Origin of the sequence: Phytobacter sp. RSE-02, from assembly GCF_040578655.1 — a bacterium.
GTDB lineage: Bacteria > Pseudomonadota > Gammaproteobacteria > Enterobacterales > Enterobacteriaceae > Phytobacter > Phytobacter diazotrophicus.
Genome location: NZ_JBEULY010000001.1, coordinates 480,791 through 496,529, shown reverse-complemented (window position 1 = coordinate 496,529; position 15,739 = coordinate 480,791). Strand labels below are relative to the sequence as shown.

Annotated in this window: 14 protein-coding genes; 3 read left to right on the top strand and 11 right to left on the bottom strand. The window is 54.3% G+C overall.

Annotation, left to right across the window (positions count from 1 at the left end; genetic code table 11):
* Window positions 1-38: 38 nt before the first annotated feature.
* The 5 genes from mglB to ABU190_RS02130 all read right to left on the bottom strand — a co-directional run bounded on the left by mglB (window position 39) and on the right by ABU190_RS02130 (window position 5,608).
* Window positions 39-1,037, bottom strand: coding sequence for a galactose/glucose ABC transporter substrate-binding protein MglB (gene mglB, locus ABU190_RS02150; protein WP_047369543.1), 999 nt, complete (start codon window positions 1,035-1,037; stop codon window positions 39-41).
* Between the two features lie 291 nt (window positions 1,038-1,328).
* On the bottom strand, window positions 1,329-2,354 hold the full coding sequence (gene galS / locus ABU190_RS02145) for an HTH-type transcriptional regulator GalS (RefSeq protein WP_039079974.1): 1,026 nt from the start codon (window positions 2,352-2,354) through the stop codon (window positions 1,329-1,331).
* 154 nt (window positions 2,355-2,508) lie between these two features.
* Window positions 2,509-3,669, bottom strand: a complete 1,161-nt coding sequence (yeiB, locus tag ABU190_RS02140; protein WP_354690247.1) for a DUF418 domain-containing protein YeiB — start codon at window positions 3,667-3,669, stop codon at window positions 2,509-2,511.
* Window positions 3,670-3,690: 21 nt separating this feature from the next.
* Window positions 3,691-4,356: a GTP cyclohydrolase I FolE gene (gene folE, locus ABU190_RS02135; RefSeq protein ID WP_039079972.1), complete on the bottom strand. Its 666-nt coding sequence runs from the start codon at window positions 4,354-4,356 to the stop codon at window positions 3,691-3,693.
* Window positions 4,357-4,480: 124 nt separating this feature from the next.
* On the bottom strand, window positions 4,481-5,608 hold the full coding sequence (locus tag ABU190_RS02130; RefSeq protein ID WP_354690246.1) for a YbfB/YjiJ family MFS transporter: 1,128 nt from the start codon (window positions 5,606-5,608) through the stop codon (window positions 4,481-4,483).
* Window positions 5,609-5,757: 149 nt separating this feature from the next.
* Between ABU190_RS02130 and fghA the strand changes: the two genes are divergently transcribed.
* Together fghA and ABU190_RS02120 are read left to right on the top strand one after the other, a co-directional pair.
* Window positions 5,758-6,594 (top strand): S-formylglutathione hydrolase, encoded by an 837-nt coding sequence (gene fghA / locus ABU190_RS02125; protein ID WP_354690245.1) that lies wholly within the window; start codon window positions 5,758-5,760, stop codon window positions 6,592-6,594.
* Window positions 6,595-6,842: 248 nt separating this feature from the next.
* A complete protein-coding gene (locus ABU190_RS02120) occupies window positions 6,843-8,828 on the top strand; it encodes a ligand-gated channel protein (protein ID WP_354690244.1) in 1,986 nt (661 codons plus the stop codon).
* A 71-nt stretch (window positions 8,829-8,899) separates the two neighbouring features.
* Here ABU190_RS02120 and ABU190_RS02115 read toward each other — a convergent pair whose 3' ends face one another.
* The 6 genes from ABU190_RS02115 to yieE form a co-directional block, all read right to left on the bottom strand.
* Window positions 8,900-10,369: an amino acid permease gene (locus ABU190_RS02115; protein ID WP_039079969.1), complete on the bottom strand. Its 1,470-nt coding sequence runs from the start codon at window positions 10,367-10,369 to the stop codon at window positions 8,900-8,902.
* A 242-nt stretch (window positions 10,370-10,611) separates the two neighbouring features.
* Entirely contained in the window at window positions 10,612-11,349 is a 738-nt protein-coding gene (locus tag ABU190_RS02110) for an amino acid ABC transporter ATP-binding protein (RefSeq protein WP_039079968.1), read from the bottom strand.
* On the bottom strand, window positions 11,330-11,986 hold the full coding sequence (locus ABU190_RS02105) for an amino acid ABC transporter permease (RefSeq protein ID WP_039079967.1): 657 nt from the start codon (window positions 11,984-11,986) through the stop codon (window positions 11,330-11,332). The genes ABU190_RS02110 and ABU190_RS02105 overlap by 20 nt, the downstream gene beginning before the upstream one ends.
* Entirely contained in the window at window positions 11,986-12,651 is a 666-nt protein-coding gene (locus tag ABU190_RS02100; RefSeq protein ID WP_039079966.1) for an amino acid ABC transporter permease, read from the bottom strand. Before ABU190_RS02100 ends, ABU190_RS02105 begins: the two co-directional genes overlap by 1 nt.
* 9 nt (window positions 12,652-12,660) lie before the next feature.
* On the bottom strand, window positions 12,661-13,446 hold the full coding sequence (locus ABU190_RS02095; protein WP_071195685.1) for a transporter substrate-binding domain-containing protein: 786 nt from the start codon (window positions 13,444-13,446) through the stop codon (window positions 12,661-12,663).
* 177 nt (window positions 13,447-13,623) lie between these two features.
* A complete protein-coding gene (yieE, locus tag ABU190_RS02090) occupies window positions 13,624-14,490 on the bottom strand; it encodes a DNA-binding transcriptional regulator YeiE (RefSeq protein ID WP_039079964.1) in 867 nt (288 codons plus the stop codon).
* Window positions 14,491-14,610: 120 nt separating this feature from the next.
* Between yieE and ABU190_RS02085 the strand changes: the two genes are divergently transcribed.
* Window positions 14,611-15,663 carry a YeiH family protein gene (locus ABU190_RS02085; protein ID WP_354690243.1) on the top strand — a complete coding sequence of 351 codons (1,053 nt, stop codon included), beginning with the start codon at window positions 14,611-14,613 and terminating at the stop codon, window positions 15,661-15,663.
* The last annotated feature ends 76 nt before the right edge of the window (window positions 15,664-15,739 follow it).

The following is a 15,739-nucleotide window of genomic DNA, read 5'->3' as shown; positions in this document are numbered from 1 at the left end:
ATTATTGTTGCGCCCGGTGAGAACATGCTTAAAACGAATTATTTACCGATGAACTGAGACAGATTGCCCTGATCTACACCAACGTAAGGAATACGAACAATTTTGTTCTCAATTTTCCAGTTGGTGCCGTCAGCTGCGCCTTTACCGTCTGCCAGATTTTTCGCCAGATCGAAAGTTGCTTTCGCCTGGTTGTTGGCATCGTTCAGCACGGTACCGGCCATTGCACCAGATTTAACCAGTGCCAGAGCTTCTGGCAGCGCATCCACGCCGAATACCGGGATGGAAGATTTGTTGTGCGCTTTCAGCGCTTCAACCGCACCCATTGCCATCGCATCGTTGTTCGCAATCACGACTTCAATTTTGTTGGCGTTCGGACCCGACAGCCATGCGTCCATTTTGTCTTTCGCCTGAGCGGTATCCCACATCGCGGTATCTAACTGCAGTTGCTCAGTTTTGATGCCTTTGTCATTCAGCTCTTTGATAACGTAAGTGGTACGAGCTTCAGCATCCGGGTGACCTGGTTCGCCTTTCAGCAGAACGTACTGGATTTGACCGTCTTTGTTCAGGTCCCAGTTTTTATTGTCAGCCCAGTGTTTGGCGATCAGGTCGCCCTGAATGATGCCGGATTCTTTGGAGTCAGTACCCACATAATAAGCTTTGTCGTAGCTGTCCAGCGCTTTGCGAGAAGGCTCTTTGTTGAAGAACACAACCGGAACGTTTTGACCACGTGCTTTTTCGATAACGGTGCCTGCAGCAGCCGGGTCAACCAGGTTGATTGCCAGGGCTTTAACGCCTTTCGCCAGCAGAACGTCGATCTGGTCATTCTGTTTGGACTGGTCGTTCTGGGAGTCGTTCATCAGCAGCTGTACGCCAGAAGCTTCTTTGGCGTCTTTCTCGATGGCTTTACGGACAACTGACATGAAGTTGTCGTCATATTTATAGATGGTCACACCAATACGGGTATCAGCTGCATGTGCGGCTGCGCCAAAAAGCATGCTTGCCATAACAGCAGACAGAGTCAACACCTTCTTATTCATGGTATCTCCGGTTTTTTTATGCAGGGTAGTTCATGCGAATAATGATCGGCGGGGCAGCAAGTTAATGAAACGTTACTGTTCGCCGAAGTTCACTCAAAAAATTCTTTCTTCCGTGTTCGGTAACGCTCCAATAATGCGCTTTCTTCGATGCTTGAGGCTGAATGACTCGGTGAAAATGAATAATCACCGTTACATTGTGTTTCAGCTTCTAAAACGCTGACATCATAGTCACCGTCTTGTTAAGATACTGTGAATTTACTCACAGATTGAAAACGGTTACATCAACAAACATCATAAGTTAGTGATCGTTGCCACAGATTGACGTGAGGCGACAGAATGACGGCGTACCAGCGTTGGCATAAAGCAGTGCGTTGCCTCAGGATCGAGCTTGCCCGCAGCCCCCATCAGCGCCAGTTCAGTGGCCAGGCGGGCCATTGACGCAATCGGATATCGCACCGTCGTCAATTGCGGATCGGTATAACGGGCAATCGGTATATCATCGAAACCAATGAGAGAAAGATGCGGTGGCACCGCAATGCCATTATCTTTCAGCGCCGTTAACGCCCCGGCGGCCATGCTGTCGTTATAGGCAAACACCGCCGTAAGCTGCTGGTTGCGGCTCAGGAGCTCCACCATAGCAGCCTCCCCGCCCTGCATATCCGGTGACCCCATACCCACCCAGGCATCCGGCGCGGCAATACCCTGCTCCGCAAGCGCTTTAACCCAGCCCTCACGGCGCATGTCGTTATCTTCAATCTGATGGCTGGAGGCGAGATAGCCTATGCGTTGATGTCCGTGATTGAGCAGCATGCGGGTGGCCATCACCGCACCGCTGACGTTATCGAGTGAGACACAACGGTGGACATAACCCGGCACCACGCGATTGATAACCACCATGCCAGGAATCTGTTCCATAAACCCGGCGAGTTCTTCATCACTTAGCGCTTTTGAATGAACGATCAATGCGTTACATCGTTGACGTATCAGCACCTCAATAGCGTGACGCTCTTTTTCCGCTTCGTGGTAACTGTTGCCGATGAGCACATATTTCTGGTGCTGCTGCGCCACGGTATCTACCGCTTTCACCAGCGCGCCAAAGAAGGCGTCGGAGACGTCCATCACCACCACGCCGATGGTGTCGCTGATCTGCGTGGCCAGTGCCTGGGCGTTGGCATTCGGGCGATAGCCCAGTTGCGCAACCGCCTTCATCACCGCTTCCCGCGTTTCCTGACTGACCAGCGCACTGTTATTCAGCACACGGGAAACCGTCGCGACGGAAACGCCCGCCTGACGGGCCACATCACGAATGGTGATCATATTGACCAACCTTTATGTTGATTACGGCAGCTCACAGATACCCCCTGTTTAGCAAGGAGGCTATTCTCTCAGTCGGCGAGAGGTTGCTGCGTGAGTGGCATCACATCAATGGAAACGGTTACATCCATTTTGTTAATGATTGTGATCCAGATCGTTATCTGGATGTGCGCGGCAATGATGTCCCCGCAGCACGTGCGGTTAATTGCCGCCACAACCATTCCATCGGCCCCTGACGGAACCGGCGCAGCCAGAAAACAGAGAAGAGAATATTGACGGCCCAGACAGGTGGGACGAAAGCCAGCAGTTGCAAGCGGTCAAACTTCATCACCAGGCCGAAACGATAAAACAGCGTGGTACAAATGAGCGTTTGCAGCAGGTAATTGCTCAGTGCCATCCGCCCAACGCAGGCCACAGCATTAACCAGTCTCCAGCGGCACAGTTGCGGCCAGAAACCAAAGATAAGCGCGGTATAACCCAGCACCTGTATGGGTGCGCCCAGCTCACGCGGCGCTTGCAGGATAAACGCGCACCAGCGATATGCCCAGTCAAGTTGCCATTGGGCAATAATGGCCGGCAGGTTTATCGCTACGCCAAGCGCTATCAAAAAGCATCCCGTACGGCGATAGTGCCCCAGACTGAACTGCCCTTTCAGCCAGCCGCTACGCATCAGCGCTGCGCCCAGCAACATCAGCCCGGCCAACTCCCAGCCATACTGCGCCCCCAGCGCCAGCAGACCGCTAGAGAGCATATCAGCACGATTACTGATGGCCTCCATCATACTGCCCGTGGTTTTCCACCAGACTTCATACTGGATATTGGCTGGCCCCGGCAGCCATGAACGGTTTGGCGCACTGCCAGATATGAATCCCAGCAACAGCAGTACCACAATGCCAATCAAATACAGCGCCAGCCCGGTATTGAACAACGCTTTCACACTTTGCGCATCGCGAATCATGCGCCAACTGATAAGCCCCACCAGTCCGTAAGCCAGCAAAATATCGCCATCCCAGAAGACCAGCGCGTGAATAAAACCCAGCAGTACCAGTAACGTTAAGCGTGACTGGATCCAGCGCTTACCGCGCGGCAAGAGCATTTGCAGGCCCGCGCCAAACAGAAGCGCAAACAGGGAGAGGAATTTCACCTGCGCAAACAGGTCGAGCACAGCCCATGTCCAGGCATCGCTTAAGGTGATGCTGCCAGTCCAGGCGGGATTAAGATAGGCCGCTTTTGGCAGTCCAAAAGCGGTGATATTCAGAAGCAGGATACCGAGAATGGCAATGCCACGAACAAAATCCAGCGTGACATTTCTCTCCATGTATCCAGCTCTCCGGGCTAATTAGTTATGGTGACGTACTGCGCGCAGGAACTCCTGGCGAGTGTTCTGGCTGGACTTAAACAGGCCGCCCAATGACGTTGTGGTGGTGGCGCTGGTTGCATCACGAATGCCACGTGCTTTCACACAGTAATGCACCGCGTCAATGGACACCGCCACATTATTGGTACCCAGCAGCGTTTGCAGCGCCGTCAGGATCTGCTGCGTCAAACGTTCCTGCACCTGCGGACGCTGGGCAAAGAACTGCACAATACGGTTAATTTTCGACAGACCAATCACCGACTCTTTGGGAATATAAGCGACGGTCGCTTTCCCATCGATAGTGACAAAGTGGTGTTCACAGGTGCTGGTCAGCGTAATATCACGCACCGTCACCATCTCATCCACTTTCATTTTATTTTCGATGACGGTAATTTTCGGGAAATTGGCATAATCCAGTCCCGAGAAAATTTCATCAACGTACATTTTGGCGATGCGATGTGGGGTTTCCATCAGGCTGTCATCATTCAGATCGAGATTAAGGAGCTGCATAATCTCGGTCATATGACCGGCTATCAGGCGTTTACGGGTTTCGTTATCCATGTCGACAGGCGGGCGCAACGGGGTTTCAAGGCCACGGGCAACCAGGGCTTCATGAACGAGAGCCGCTTCTTTACTGAGTGATGACATTTTTTATTCTCCTGCAGGTGTGGCATCTTCGCCGTGCGACGGGCGAAGCGAGCAATCATTGTGCGTGAGGTCGCGCACAGAATCCAGTATTCACGGAGATAATTAATGAAATTGCTCGTACCTTTCACGCCGTACGTTTCCAGACCAAAATCCCGCCGAGCAGCAGCGCCAGCCCGGCCAGTCCCAGTGCGGGTTCCAGCCGCTGCGTAAGCCAGGTGGAGAGCGCAGACGTCATCGGCCCAATCAATTGCCCGACGGCATAGCCAGTGGTGAGCAAACCTGCCATATACCGGGTATGATTCGGCGCCAGTTCGCGGCCATACAGCAGAGATAACTGCACCGCACACAGAAAACCCCCGCCGACCAACAGCGCGCCCATGACCAGACCACTCATCCCCGGCAATACGCAAGAGGCCACCACCCCCACCCCTTGTAGCCAAAGCACAATCGCCAGCCGCTGATGGCTGTGGCCCACATGACGCAGGGCAATACTCAGCCCAATCCCGACAACTGCGGCAGCACCAAACACTGGCCAGACAAACTGTGCAAAGAGGCTACCGGGAAAGCGCAGCGCCGCCATTTGCGAAAGAAAGGTCGCGGGTAAGATGTAGCCAAACCCCGCCAGGCTATAGCTCCAGACCAGTCGTTTCAGATCGGTCGTCAAATGCAGCGGTTCTGGCTGAACGCCGGAGCGATGTAACTGGCCCGGACGCGGCAAATAGCGGGCGATCAATACCACCAGCACCAGGGCCAGTACGCCATAGACCTGCCAGGCTGCCGTTGAGGAGAGCGCGCGCGACTGAATAACCACCGCCAGCAGGCCGCTCAGGGCGATGCCCGCCCCCGGCCCGGCAAACACGGCGGCACTCAAACCCGGACGGGCGTAATGCGCCAGACGCTCGTTCGTCCAGGCCGCGGTAAGCACCATCGCCCAGCCGCTCATCGCACCAATCACCAGGCGCAGCGCGCCGTGTGCAATGGCGTTATCCGCCAGCGCCGAAAGAAAGGTCAGCGCAACAGCCCCCGCAACGCCAAGATACAGACGCATCTCGATATGTTTAGTGGCGCGCATCGCATCCCACGCCCCCAGTAAATAACCGAGGTAATTCATCGCGGAGACCAGTCCGGCGCTGGTTAACGTCAGTTGTCCATCGCGAATCATCAGCGGCACCTGGGGCGTGAAAGCAAAGCGCCCTATTCCCATTGCCACCACCAGTACGATAAAGCCACAGAGCGCAATGCGTAGCGCCATGGAAACCTCTAACGTTAAAAAAAAGTAAAATTTATGATGCATTATGATGCAGCGAGGTGAAAGTGAAAGTTACTCACAGGCGCATGAATTATCTGTATTATGAGTGATCGTCACGCTTTAACTGTTAACAAATAATCAAGGAGCCTTGCATGGAATTGCTTGAAGAGCACCGCTGTTTTGAGGGGCGCCAACAACGCTGGCGGCACGACTCCACCGTGCTGAATTGCACCATGACATTCAGCATTTTTTTACCGCCTACGAAGACAACAACCCCCCCTCCGGTGCTGTACTGGCTGTCGGGCCTGACCTGTACCGATGAAAACTTCACCACCAAAGCCGGCGCGCAACGCGTTGCGGCTGAGCTGGGGATTGTTCTGGTAATGCCAGATACCAGTCCGCGCGGCGATGACGTTGCCGACGCCGATGGCTATGATCTGGGCAAAGGCGCGGGCTTTTATCTCAACGCCAGCGAACAACCGTGGGCGGCGCATTACCGCATGTATGACTATCTGCGCGATGAACTCCCCGCGTTGATTCAATCACAATTTACCGTCAGCGAACGTTGCGCCATTAGCGGCCATTCGATGGGCGGCCACGGCGCACTGATCATGGCGCTGAAAAACCCGGGGCGCTTTACCAGTGTTTCTGCGTTTGCGCCGATTGTGAACCCGGCACAGGTCCCCTGGGGACAGAAAGCCTTTAGCGCTTATCTGGGCAACGACACCTCAACCTGGCAGGCCTGGGATAGCTGCGCGCTGATGCTGGCCAGTCAAAATAAAGATGCGATCCCGACGCTTATCGATCAGGGCGATGCCGATCAATTCCTCGCAGAACAGCTACAGCCCGCCCGTCTGGCTGAGGCCGCCCGCCAGACCGGCTGGCCGCTCACGCTTCGCGTTCAGCCTGGCTATGATCACAGCTATTACTTTATGGCCTCGTTTATTGAAGACCACCTGCGTTTCCACGCGCAATATCTGCTGAAATAATCACCGGAGGGCGGTGCCCTCCTCTTTACGATTCCTTACACTTGCAACTATCCCGCTGAAAATATTAGATTTCCCTTCATCAAAATCAACAAATGCAAATGATTTCAATTATCAGTTGTATTTACATAAATTCACTTTTTATCCACAATCCTTCCGCTTCTCCATCACCAGAGTTCTTAAAAGACAAACACTTATAGTCTTCATGGTATTGCCCGATGGAGCTTTATTCATTTAAACGGAATGACAAAATGACTTTACCTCGCGCTAAATTGCTGGCAGTTGCCGTCTGCGCTGCCACCTTCCCCCCGGCACTCCTTGCGGCTGGAGAAGACACTGTTGTCGTCTCCGCAACTGGATTTGAACAGAAAATTCAGAACGCCCCGGCCTCTATTTCGGTTATTTCTAAACAGCAGCTTGAAGATAAAGCGTACCGGGATGTCACCGACGCGTTGAAAGATGTTCCGGGTGTGGTGGTGACCGGTGGTGGCAGCAGCAGTGATATCAGCATTCGCGGCATGGCTTCGCAATACACCCTCTTTTTGGTCGATGGCAAACGAATCAGCACCCGCGGTACGCGCCCCAACAGTGATAACGCCGGTATCGAACAAGGCTGGCTGCCGCCGCTGGAATCTATTGAGCGTATTGAAGTGATCCGCGGCCCGATGTCATCGCTGTACGGTTCGGACGCAATGGGCGGTGTGATTAACGTCATCACCAAAAAAGTGTCCAATACCAAAGGCTGGACGGGCTCTGTGCATGGCGATGCCACTTTCCAGGAAAACAGTGATTCCGGCGATCTCTTCCAGACCAACGCGTCCGCTTCCGGCCCGCTGATTGACGGGCTACTGGGCGCGAAAGTGAGCGGGCTATTATCCCGTCGCGCGGAAGATAAAATCCTCAACGGCTATAACGAGCAGCGCCTGCGCAACGGTGGCGTGACGTTCAATTTCACCCCGGATGATAAAAACGATTTCGACCTGGATATTGCCCGCGAATTGCAGGATCGCAACAGTACGCCAGGTATGTCCTCGGCGGCGGAGACCTGCCGTGGCAACGTTTGTACGCCCAACAGCAAAAGTGACAGCCGCTACGAGCACACTACTTACTCGTTAACCCACAGCGGTTATTACAGCGACTTCAATACATCCAGCTACATTCAGCAGGAAGAGACCAATAACCCGGGTCGCCAGATGAAGTCGTATAACACCATCGTCAACAACCAGAACCAGATATTCCTTGGCAGCCATACCATGACGGTCGGCGGGCAGTATCGCTATGAGAAACTGCGCGATAACGGCAATCAACTGGAAGCGGCGGACGGGCTGAATAAACTCACCCGCTGGAGCTGGGCGTTATTTGCAGAAGATGAATGGGCGGTGCTCGACAGCGTGACGCTGACTGGCGGCCTGCGCATGGACAAAGATGAAAACTACGGCACCAACTGGACACCGCGCGGCTACGGCGTGTGGCATCTGACCGACCAGTGGACAATTAAAGGCGGCGTGTCGGCAGGTTATCGCGCCCCGGATCTGCGTCAGTCTTCCGCAAGCTGGGGACAAGCGACAGGCGGTGGCCGCATGAATGGCATGATTGTCGGCAACCCCGACCTGAAACCGGAAAAAAGCCTGAGCGAAGAAATCGCCCTGCTGTGGGATAACAATGACACCCTCAACGCAGGCATTACGCTGTTCAACACCGACTTCAAGGATAAAATCACCGAAGTACGTCGGTGCAACAGCAGCGCCGATCCGGCCTGTACGATCGGCAGCGTCAGTTACGATTTTGTCAGCGATCGCGTTAACGTTGATAAAGCCAATATGCGCGGCGTCGAATCCACCTTCGGCTGGAACATCACGCGCGACCTTAACCTGATGGCCAACTACACCTTCACCGAGTCAGAACAGAAAAGCGGTCAGTTTTCCGGCAAGCCGCTTAACAAAATGCCGAAACACATGGTTAACACCACGCTCGACTGGCAGGCCACGCAGGATGTGGGTCTTTGGGGACGCCTGAACTTCCGTGGCAAAACCTCGGAATACTTAAGCCGCACCTCAATGTCGCAGGGTACGCCTTCTTACAGTCAGGTGGATGTGGGTCTGCGTTACAACGCGAATAAGAATTTGCTGGTCTCCGCCGGGGTTTACAACGTGCTGGATAAACAGATTGATTACGACACCTATGACACGGTCCTTGATGGCCGCCGTTATACCGTTGGCTTAACCTATAACTTCTAATAACGCTTAACAAAAAACGCCCCGGTAATTTGCCGGGGCGTTTTTATTGGTCATCGCAGAACGACTGCCGGTTATTTCTTAAAGCGCTCCGGGAACACCATATCTTTGTAGCTTACAAAGTGGGTGCCTTTCGACAGTTTGTAACCAAACCAGATGATCAGGAACAGTGGAATACCAATATAGGTTGCCGCTACGGCGCCCCAGTCAATGGTATCCGCCAGGAAAGCCTGATAGTTCTGGCCCAGGGTGATGATCAGACACAGCACAAAAGCGAAGATCGGCCCCAGCGGGAAGAAACCTGAACGGTACGGCAGGTTGTTCAGATCGTGCCCCTGCATGACATAACCACGACGGAAGCGGTAATGGCTGATAGCAATACCCAACCAGGCGATAAAACCGGTCATGCCGGAGGTGTTCAGCAGCCACAGGTAAACAGTCTGGTTGCCAAACATCGACGTCAGGAAGCACAGACCCGCAATCACGGTGGTGGCATACAGGGCGTTACGCGGCACGCCGCCTTTCGACAGTTTAGCGAAAATGCGCGGCGCTTTGCCATCGCAGGCCAGGGTGTAGAGCATACGGGTAGACGCGTACATACCGGAGTTACCCGCCGACAGTACCGCCGTGAGGATAACGGCATTCATCACCGCTGCCGCAGACAACAGACCCGCATGTTCAAATACCAGGGTGAACGGGCTGACGCTGATGTCTTTCACATCGTTACGCAGCAGGCTCGGATCGGTATAAGGAATGATCAGGCTGATGACCAGGATAGCGAACACATAGAACAGCAGAATACGCCAGAACACCTGACGCACCGCGCGCGGAATGTTCTTCTCCGGGTCTTCGGACTCCCCTGCCGCAATACCAATCAGCTCGGTACCCTGGAAGGAGAAGCCGACAATCATCGCCACGCCAATCATCGCCGATAGCCCGCCCGCAAAGGGTGCGTCGCCTACCTGCCAGTTGCTCCAGCCAGCCGGCTGGTCGCCTTTGAAAATGCCGACGATCATCAGTACGCCAACGACGATAAAGATGATAACGGTGGTCACTTTGATAAGCGAAAACCAGTATTCCGCTTCGCCAAAGCCTTTAACGGAGATGTAGTTGAGCAGGAAGATCACGCACAGGAATACGGCGCTCCAGATCCAGCCGGGCGTATCCGGGAACCACCAGGTCATCACCAGTTGCGAAGCCACCAGGTCAACGGCGATGGTCACCGCCCAGTTGTACCAATAGTTCCAGCCCAGCGCGAAGCCAAAGCCTTCTTCAACGTATTGCTGGCCGTAAGTCGCGAAGGAGCCGGACACCGGCATATACGCCGCCAGCTCGCCAAGGCTGGTCATCAGGAAATAGACCATCAGACCGATAAGAATATAGGAGAACAGCGCGCCGCCCGGGCCCGCCTGAGAAATCGTCGCCCCTGATGCGACAAACAACCCTGTACCGATTGATCCGCCAATGGCGATCATCGTCAGGTGACGCGCCTTGAGTTCACGGCGAAGCGTGGGCGCTTGTGTGGTTTTAGTTTCGGAAACCATAAGAAAATGCTATCCATCTAAAAAATGAGGCGCGATTGTAGCAAACGAAAGGGCATCCTTCCGGCACAATCAACGTTTTATTAGAGACCTTCATGATCGCCAGTGGATTATAAGTAAAGCAGTGGAATCGACATCTGGCGAGCGAGGGGAGAAAGAGGCTGAAAGCTGACGGAGAGCGGCGTAACTGCAACCTCCCCTCTCCTTTTGGAGAGGGTTAGGGTGAGGGGGAAAAACGCAAAGACCTAATTCAGTCCACGCACTGAGGCGATAAATTGCTGCAATTCCGGGGTACGCGGCTGGCTAAAGAACGACTTACTTTCGCCCTGCTCCCATACTTTTCCCTGATGCATAAACACCACCCGGTCGCCCACTTCGCGGGCAAAACTCATCTCGTGGGTCACCAGAATCAGGGTCATCCCTTCGGCGGCAAGCTGCTCCAGCACACGTAACACCTCGCCCACCAGCTCCGGATCCAGCGCTGAGGTTATCTCATCGCAGAGTAATACTTTTGGTTTCATCGCCAGCGCACGGGCAATCGCCACGCGCTGCTGCTGCCCGCCTGACAAATTCGACGGGTAATAATCGATGCGCTCACCGAGACCGACCTTCTCCAGCATCTCAATCGCCAGCTTGCGGCACTCATCCGCCGGTAATTTCAGCACCCGACGCGGCGCCAGCATCACGTTCTCCAGCGCGGTCATGTGTGGAAACAGGTTAAAACTCTGAAACACCATCCCCACCGAGCGACTGATTTCCCGCGCCTGCGACTCCCGGTCGGTCACCGTCATCCCACCGAGTTTAATACTGCCGTCCTGGTAGCCCTCAAGCCCATTCATGCAGCGTAACAAGGTACTTTTCCCGGAGCCGCTGCGCCCGATGATCGACACCACTTCGCCCATTTCGATATCCAGACTTACGCCTTTGAGCACATGGTTCTCGCCATAATATTTTTGCACGTCATTAATGGTGATGAGCGGCATGGAATTTCTTCTCCAGATAACGGCTGTAACGCGACAGCGGGTAACACATCAGGAAATAGCCCAGGGCAACCAGGCCAAACACTTTAAAAGGAGCGAAGGTGACATTATTCAGCATGGTGCCTGCTTTGGTCAGTTCGACAAAGCCGATGATCGAGGCCAACGCCGTCCCTTTAATCACCTGTACGGAAAAGCCGACCGTCGGGGCGATGGCAATGCGAATAGCCTGTGGCGCAATTACCCGAAACAGTGTCTGACCAAAACTCAACCCCAGACAGCGACAGGCCTCCCACTGCCCTTTCGGCAACGCCTTAATACTCCCGTACCAGATATCCAGCAGGAACGCGCTGGTAAAGAGCGTCAGCGCCAGCGTTGCCGCCGTCCACGGGCTAACATCGATACCGAACAAGGCAATACCGAAGAAAGCCAGAAAGAGCTGCATCAGTAGCGGGGTACCCTGAAAAAGCGCGGCATAGGCGCTGATCAGACGTTTCGGCCAGTGCCAGCGGCTGATACGTAATACCAGCAGCGGCAGTGTCACCAGCGTGCCGCAGATAAACGCGATCAGCGACAGCAGCAAGGTCCAGCGCGCCGCCAGCAACAGGTTGCGCAGAATATCCCAGTCGGTAAATGTACTCATCAACTCTCGCTCCCCAACCACTTCCGTCCCGCTGCCATCAATACCTGACGCATCAACAGTGAAAGCGCCAGATACAGCAATGTGGTGACCAGATAAACTTCAAAACTTAAAAACGTACGCGACTGGATCAGGTTTGCCGCAAACGTCAGCTCTTCATAGGACACCTGCGAGACTACCGACGATCCGAGCATTACAATAATGCACTGGCTGACCAGGGCCGGATAAATACGCCGCAGCGATGGCGGCAGGATCACGCGAATAAAGGTCTGCGTTTTCGTTAGCCCCAGCACGCGCGCCGCTTCCCATTGTCCTTTTGGCGCCACCTGGATCCCGGCGCGGATAATCTCCGTACTGTAAGCCCCAAGGTTGACCAGCATGGCGATTAACGCCGCCTCGCCTGCCGTTAATTTCAGCCCCAGACCAGGCAGACCGAAAACGATAAAAAAGAGTTGCACCACGAACGGCGTATTACGAATAAGCTCGACATACGCGCCCCAGATATGGCTCGCCAGCGTGGGCTTGCCGCTACGTAGCGCCGCGCCCAGGATGCCAAGAGACACACCGCCGATGGTTGCCAGAATGGTTAAGGTTACCGTGGTCCAAAGCCCCGCGAGTAGCTGCGGCCAGAACGGCCACAGCGCGGCAAAATCAAGCGTTGTCGTCATGCCAGACCCTTACACGCCCAGGGTGGCGGGCAGCGGCGCCTGCATCCATTTCTGCGAGAAGTTGTTGAGCGTGCCGTCTTTCAATGCCTGTTCAATCAGCTTGTCCACTTCGGCTTTCAGCGCAGGCTCATTTTTCTTAAGCCCGATAAAGCAGGGGGAATCTTTAAGCATAAATTTGCTGACCGGCGCTTTTTCCGGGTTCTGGCGGGCAATCGCAGCCACCACCACATTACCCGTCGCCATATACTGCACCTGGCCGGAAAGATAAGCAGAGATGGTGGTGTTGTTATCTTCGTAGCGTTTGACCTCGGCATCTTTCGGGGCCAGATCGCTTAACACCATGTCCTCCACCGCCCCACGGGTGACGCCGACCGACTTCCCGCTCAGCGCGGCAGCGTCTGCCAGAGTGGCGTCTTTCGGGCCAAATACGCCAAGGAAGAACGGAGCATAGGCGCGGCTGAAGTCGATCACTTTTTCGCGCTCCGCATTCTTACCGAGGCTGGAGATGACCAGATCAACTTTATTGGTTTGCAGATAAGGGACGCGGTTAGCGCTGGTTACCGGCACCAGCTCCACCTTCACTTTCATCTCTTTGGCCAGATACTCCGCCATGTCGATATCGTAGCCCTGCGGCTTGAGATCGGTTCCCACGGAGCCAAACGGCGGGAAGTCCTGCGGTACCGCCACGCGCAGCACGCCACGCTTTTGAATATCCTGGAGCTGATCGGCCATCGCCTGCCCTGCACAGGACAATATTAATGCCGCACCCGCTGCTGCCATCATCCACTTCTTCATTCTCGTCACCTCATCGTTCATGAAACAAAAGATTCTTTGAATCACTTTTTGCAACTAATGTGCCAACGAGATAAAAACGCGAGCAGGCCCGCTATAGCGGCAGTTAAGCGGTCATAAAGAGAAGATAAAGCAGGCAGTCGCACACCAGAATGGTGCAACTGCCTGTTACTGGTGCAATCAAATGTCGCAATAACGCAAAAAGCGATTCAGTGCACTGGAAAGATGCTTTTGACGGTGGTGAATGCGCCACAGGGTGCGCACCAGGCGAGGCAAGGGAACAGGGACTTCGACCAACGAACCCGCTTCAAGCTGTTCGGCGATCACGCGCCGTGACAGGCAACTGATGCCAAGCCCGTGGCGCACAGCATGTTTGATAGCTTCTGAGTTGCCAAGCTCCATGCCGAGATGAAACTCAGGCAGATGGGACAGCAGCAGGTAATCGACAATTTCACGCGTACCGGAGCCGCGCTCACGCAGGATCCACGGCGCAGCGGCCAGACGCGCCAGCGTAACCTCCCCTTGCAACAACGGGGAGTCTGGCGGCGCGAACACCACCAGTTCATCCTCAAGCCAGGGTTCAGCGATGATCTCAGCCGTATGGCAAGGCCCTTCAATCAGACCTATATCGACACGAAAATCGGCCACCGCATTGATAACGTCCTGGCTGTTGCCCACGCTCATATCCAGCGGCAACTGGGGAAAATCCCGTCGATAGTGGGCAATGATCTCCGGCAGTATGTAGTTGCCAATCGTACTGCTGGCGTACACGCGAATTGCGCCATTTTCTTCACGAAACAGTTGCTCAATTTCCGTCGCCTGCTCCAGCAGCGCCAGCGCCCTGGGATAGAGCAAACGGCCATGCTCATTCACCACCAGCCGTTTACCGACGCGATCGAAAAGCTGAACGCTGAGCTGGCCTTCGAGGTCAGTCAGCGCAGCGCTGACCGCCGACTGCGATAAAGACAGCATTTGCGAAGCCTGGGTCGTGGAACCGCTCTTGAGCACCTCGGCGAAAACTTCGAGCTGCCGTAATGTGATATGCATAAATTTTCACCGTCGGGGCAAGGGTCACTTACCACTTATAAAGATTAATTATAAATATATAATCAATTTTACCTTTAAACCAGAGCGCCGTAACCTTTTACCCGGAGAAAGGAGAAGGTTATGACTGAAATCACACATCATGTTCCACGCAAGAATTACGTCGCGTTGTTCGCACCGGGTCTGTTACTCAGTGCGGTCATCGCCGGGCTGGCATTGTGGCTGGGTAATATTCCTTCGGTTGCGGGTGCAGGCTTTAGCGCGCTAACGCTGGCTATCTTATTTGGTATTGTCGCAGGCAACACGCTTTACCCGCGCATCCATGTTCACTGTGATGCGGGCGTATTATGGTCAAAACAGTATTTGCTGCGTCTCGGTATTATTCTTTATGGCTTGCGCCTGACATTTTCGCAAATTGCCGAGGTGGGCGTCAGCGGCATCGCTATCGATGTGTTGATGCTCTCCAGCACCTTTATACTGGCCTGTTTACTCGGTCAAAAGGTCTTTGGGCTGGACAGAAAAACCAGTTGGCTGATTGGTGCAGGCAGCAGTATTTGCGGCGCTGCCGCCGTGCTGGCAACCGAACCGGTGGTCAAAGCGGAGTCCAGCAAAGTCGCCGTTGCCGTCGCCACCGTGGTGATTTACGGAACGCTGGCCATTTTTATCTACCCGGCCATGTATCCGCTGCTGGCGCACTGGTTCACCCCGGAAGCGTACGGCATCTATATGGGTTCAACCATGCATGAAGTGGCGCAGGTGGTGGCCGCAGGCCATGCCGTCAGCCCGGATGCCGAGAATGCGGCGGTCATTACCAAAATGCTGCGCGTGATGATGCTGGCACCGTTCCTGATCCTGCTCGCCTCGCGGGTTAAACAACTCTCCCCGGCGGCAGACGGCGAAAAGAGCAAAATTACCATTCCGTGGTTTGCGGTGTTGTTTATCCTGGTGGCCGTATTTAACTCGTTCCATCTACTGCCGAAAAGTGTGGTTGATGTCCTGATTACCGTCGATACCGTTTTGCTGGCGATGGCGATGGCCGCACTGGGATTAACCACCCATATCAGCGCACTGAAAAAGGCAGGAGCGAAGCCGCTACTGATGGCGCTGGCGCTGTTTGTCTGGCTGATTGTCGGTGGCGGTGCAATTAACCTGCTGGTGCACCATGTGATGGCATAAAACCTTACGTCTGTTCCCTGTTAACCCGCTATTATTGGAAAAATGTTTATTTAATTACGCAAAATCCTTCGCGTTG

Bases quoted from the DNA above. Each gene is read 5' to 3' on its own strand.
- mglB (WP_047369543.1), bottom strand. From the start codon at position 1,037: ATGAATAAGAAGGTGTTGACTCTGTCTGCTGTTATGGCAAGCATGCTT.
- galS (WP_039079974.1), bottom strand. From the start codon at position 2,354: ATGATCACCATTCGTGATGTGGCCCGTCAGGCGGGCGTTTCCGTCGCG.
- yeiB (WP_354690247.1), bottom strand. From the start codon at position 3,669: ATGGAGAGAAATGTCACGCTGGATTTTGTTCGTGGCATTGCCATTCTC.
- folE (WP_039079972.1), bottom strand. From the start codon at position 4,356: ATGTCATCACTCAGTAAAGAAGCGGCTCTCGTTCATGAAGCCCTGGTT.
- ABU190_RS02130 (WP_354690246.1), bottom strand. From the start codon at position 5,608: ATGGCGCTACGCATTGCGCTCTGTGGCTTTATCGTACTGGTGGTGGCA.
- fghA (WP_354690245.1), top strand. From the start codon at position 5,758: ATGGAATTGCTTGAAGAGCACCGCTGTTTTGAGGGGCGCCAACAACGC.
- ABU190_RS02120 (WP_354690244.1), top strand. From the start codon at position 6,843: ATGACTTTACCTCGCGCTAAATTGCTGGCAGTTGCCGTCTGCGCTGCC.
- ABU190_RS02115 (WP_039079969.1), bottom strand. From the start codon at position 10,369: ATGGTTTCCGAAACTAAAACCACACAAGCGCCCACGCTTCGCCGTGAA.
- ABU190_RS02110 (WP_039079968.1), bottom strand. From the start codon at position 11,349: ATGCCGCTCATCACCATTAATGACGTGCAAAAATATTATGGCGAGAAC.
- ABU190_RS02105 (WP_039079967.1), bottom strand. From the start codon at position 11,986: ATGAGTACATTTACCGACTGGGATATTCTGCGCAACCTGTTGCTGGCG.
- ABU190_RS02100 (WP_039079966.1), bottom strand. From the start codon at position 12,651: ATGACGACAACGCTTGATTTTGCCGCGCTGTGGCCGTTCTGGCCGCAG.
- ABU190_RS02095 (WP_071195685.1), bottom strand. From the start codon at position 13,446: ATGAAGAAGTGGATGATGGCAGCAGCGGGTGCGGCATTAATATTGTCC.
- yieE (WP_039079964.1), bottom strand. From the start codon at position 14,490: ATGCATATCACATTACGGCAGCTCGAAGTTTTCGCCGAGGTGCTCAAG.
- ABU190_RS02085 (WP_354690243.1), top strand. From the start codon at position 14,611: ATGACTGAAATCACACATCATGTTCCACGCAAGAATTACGTCGCGTTG.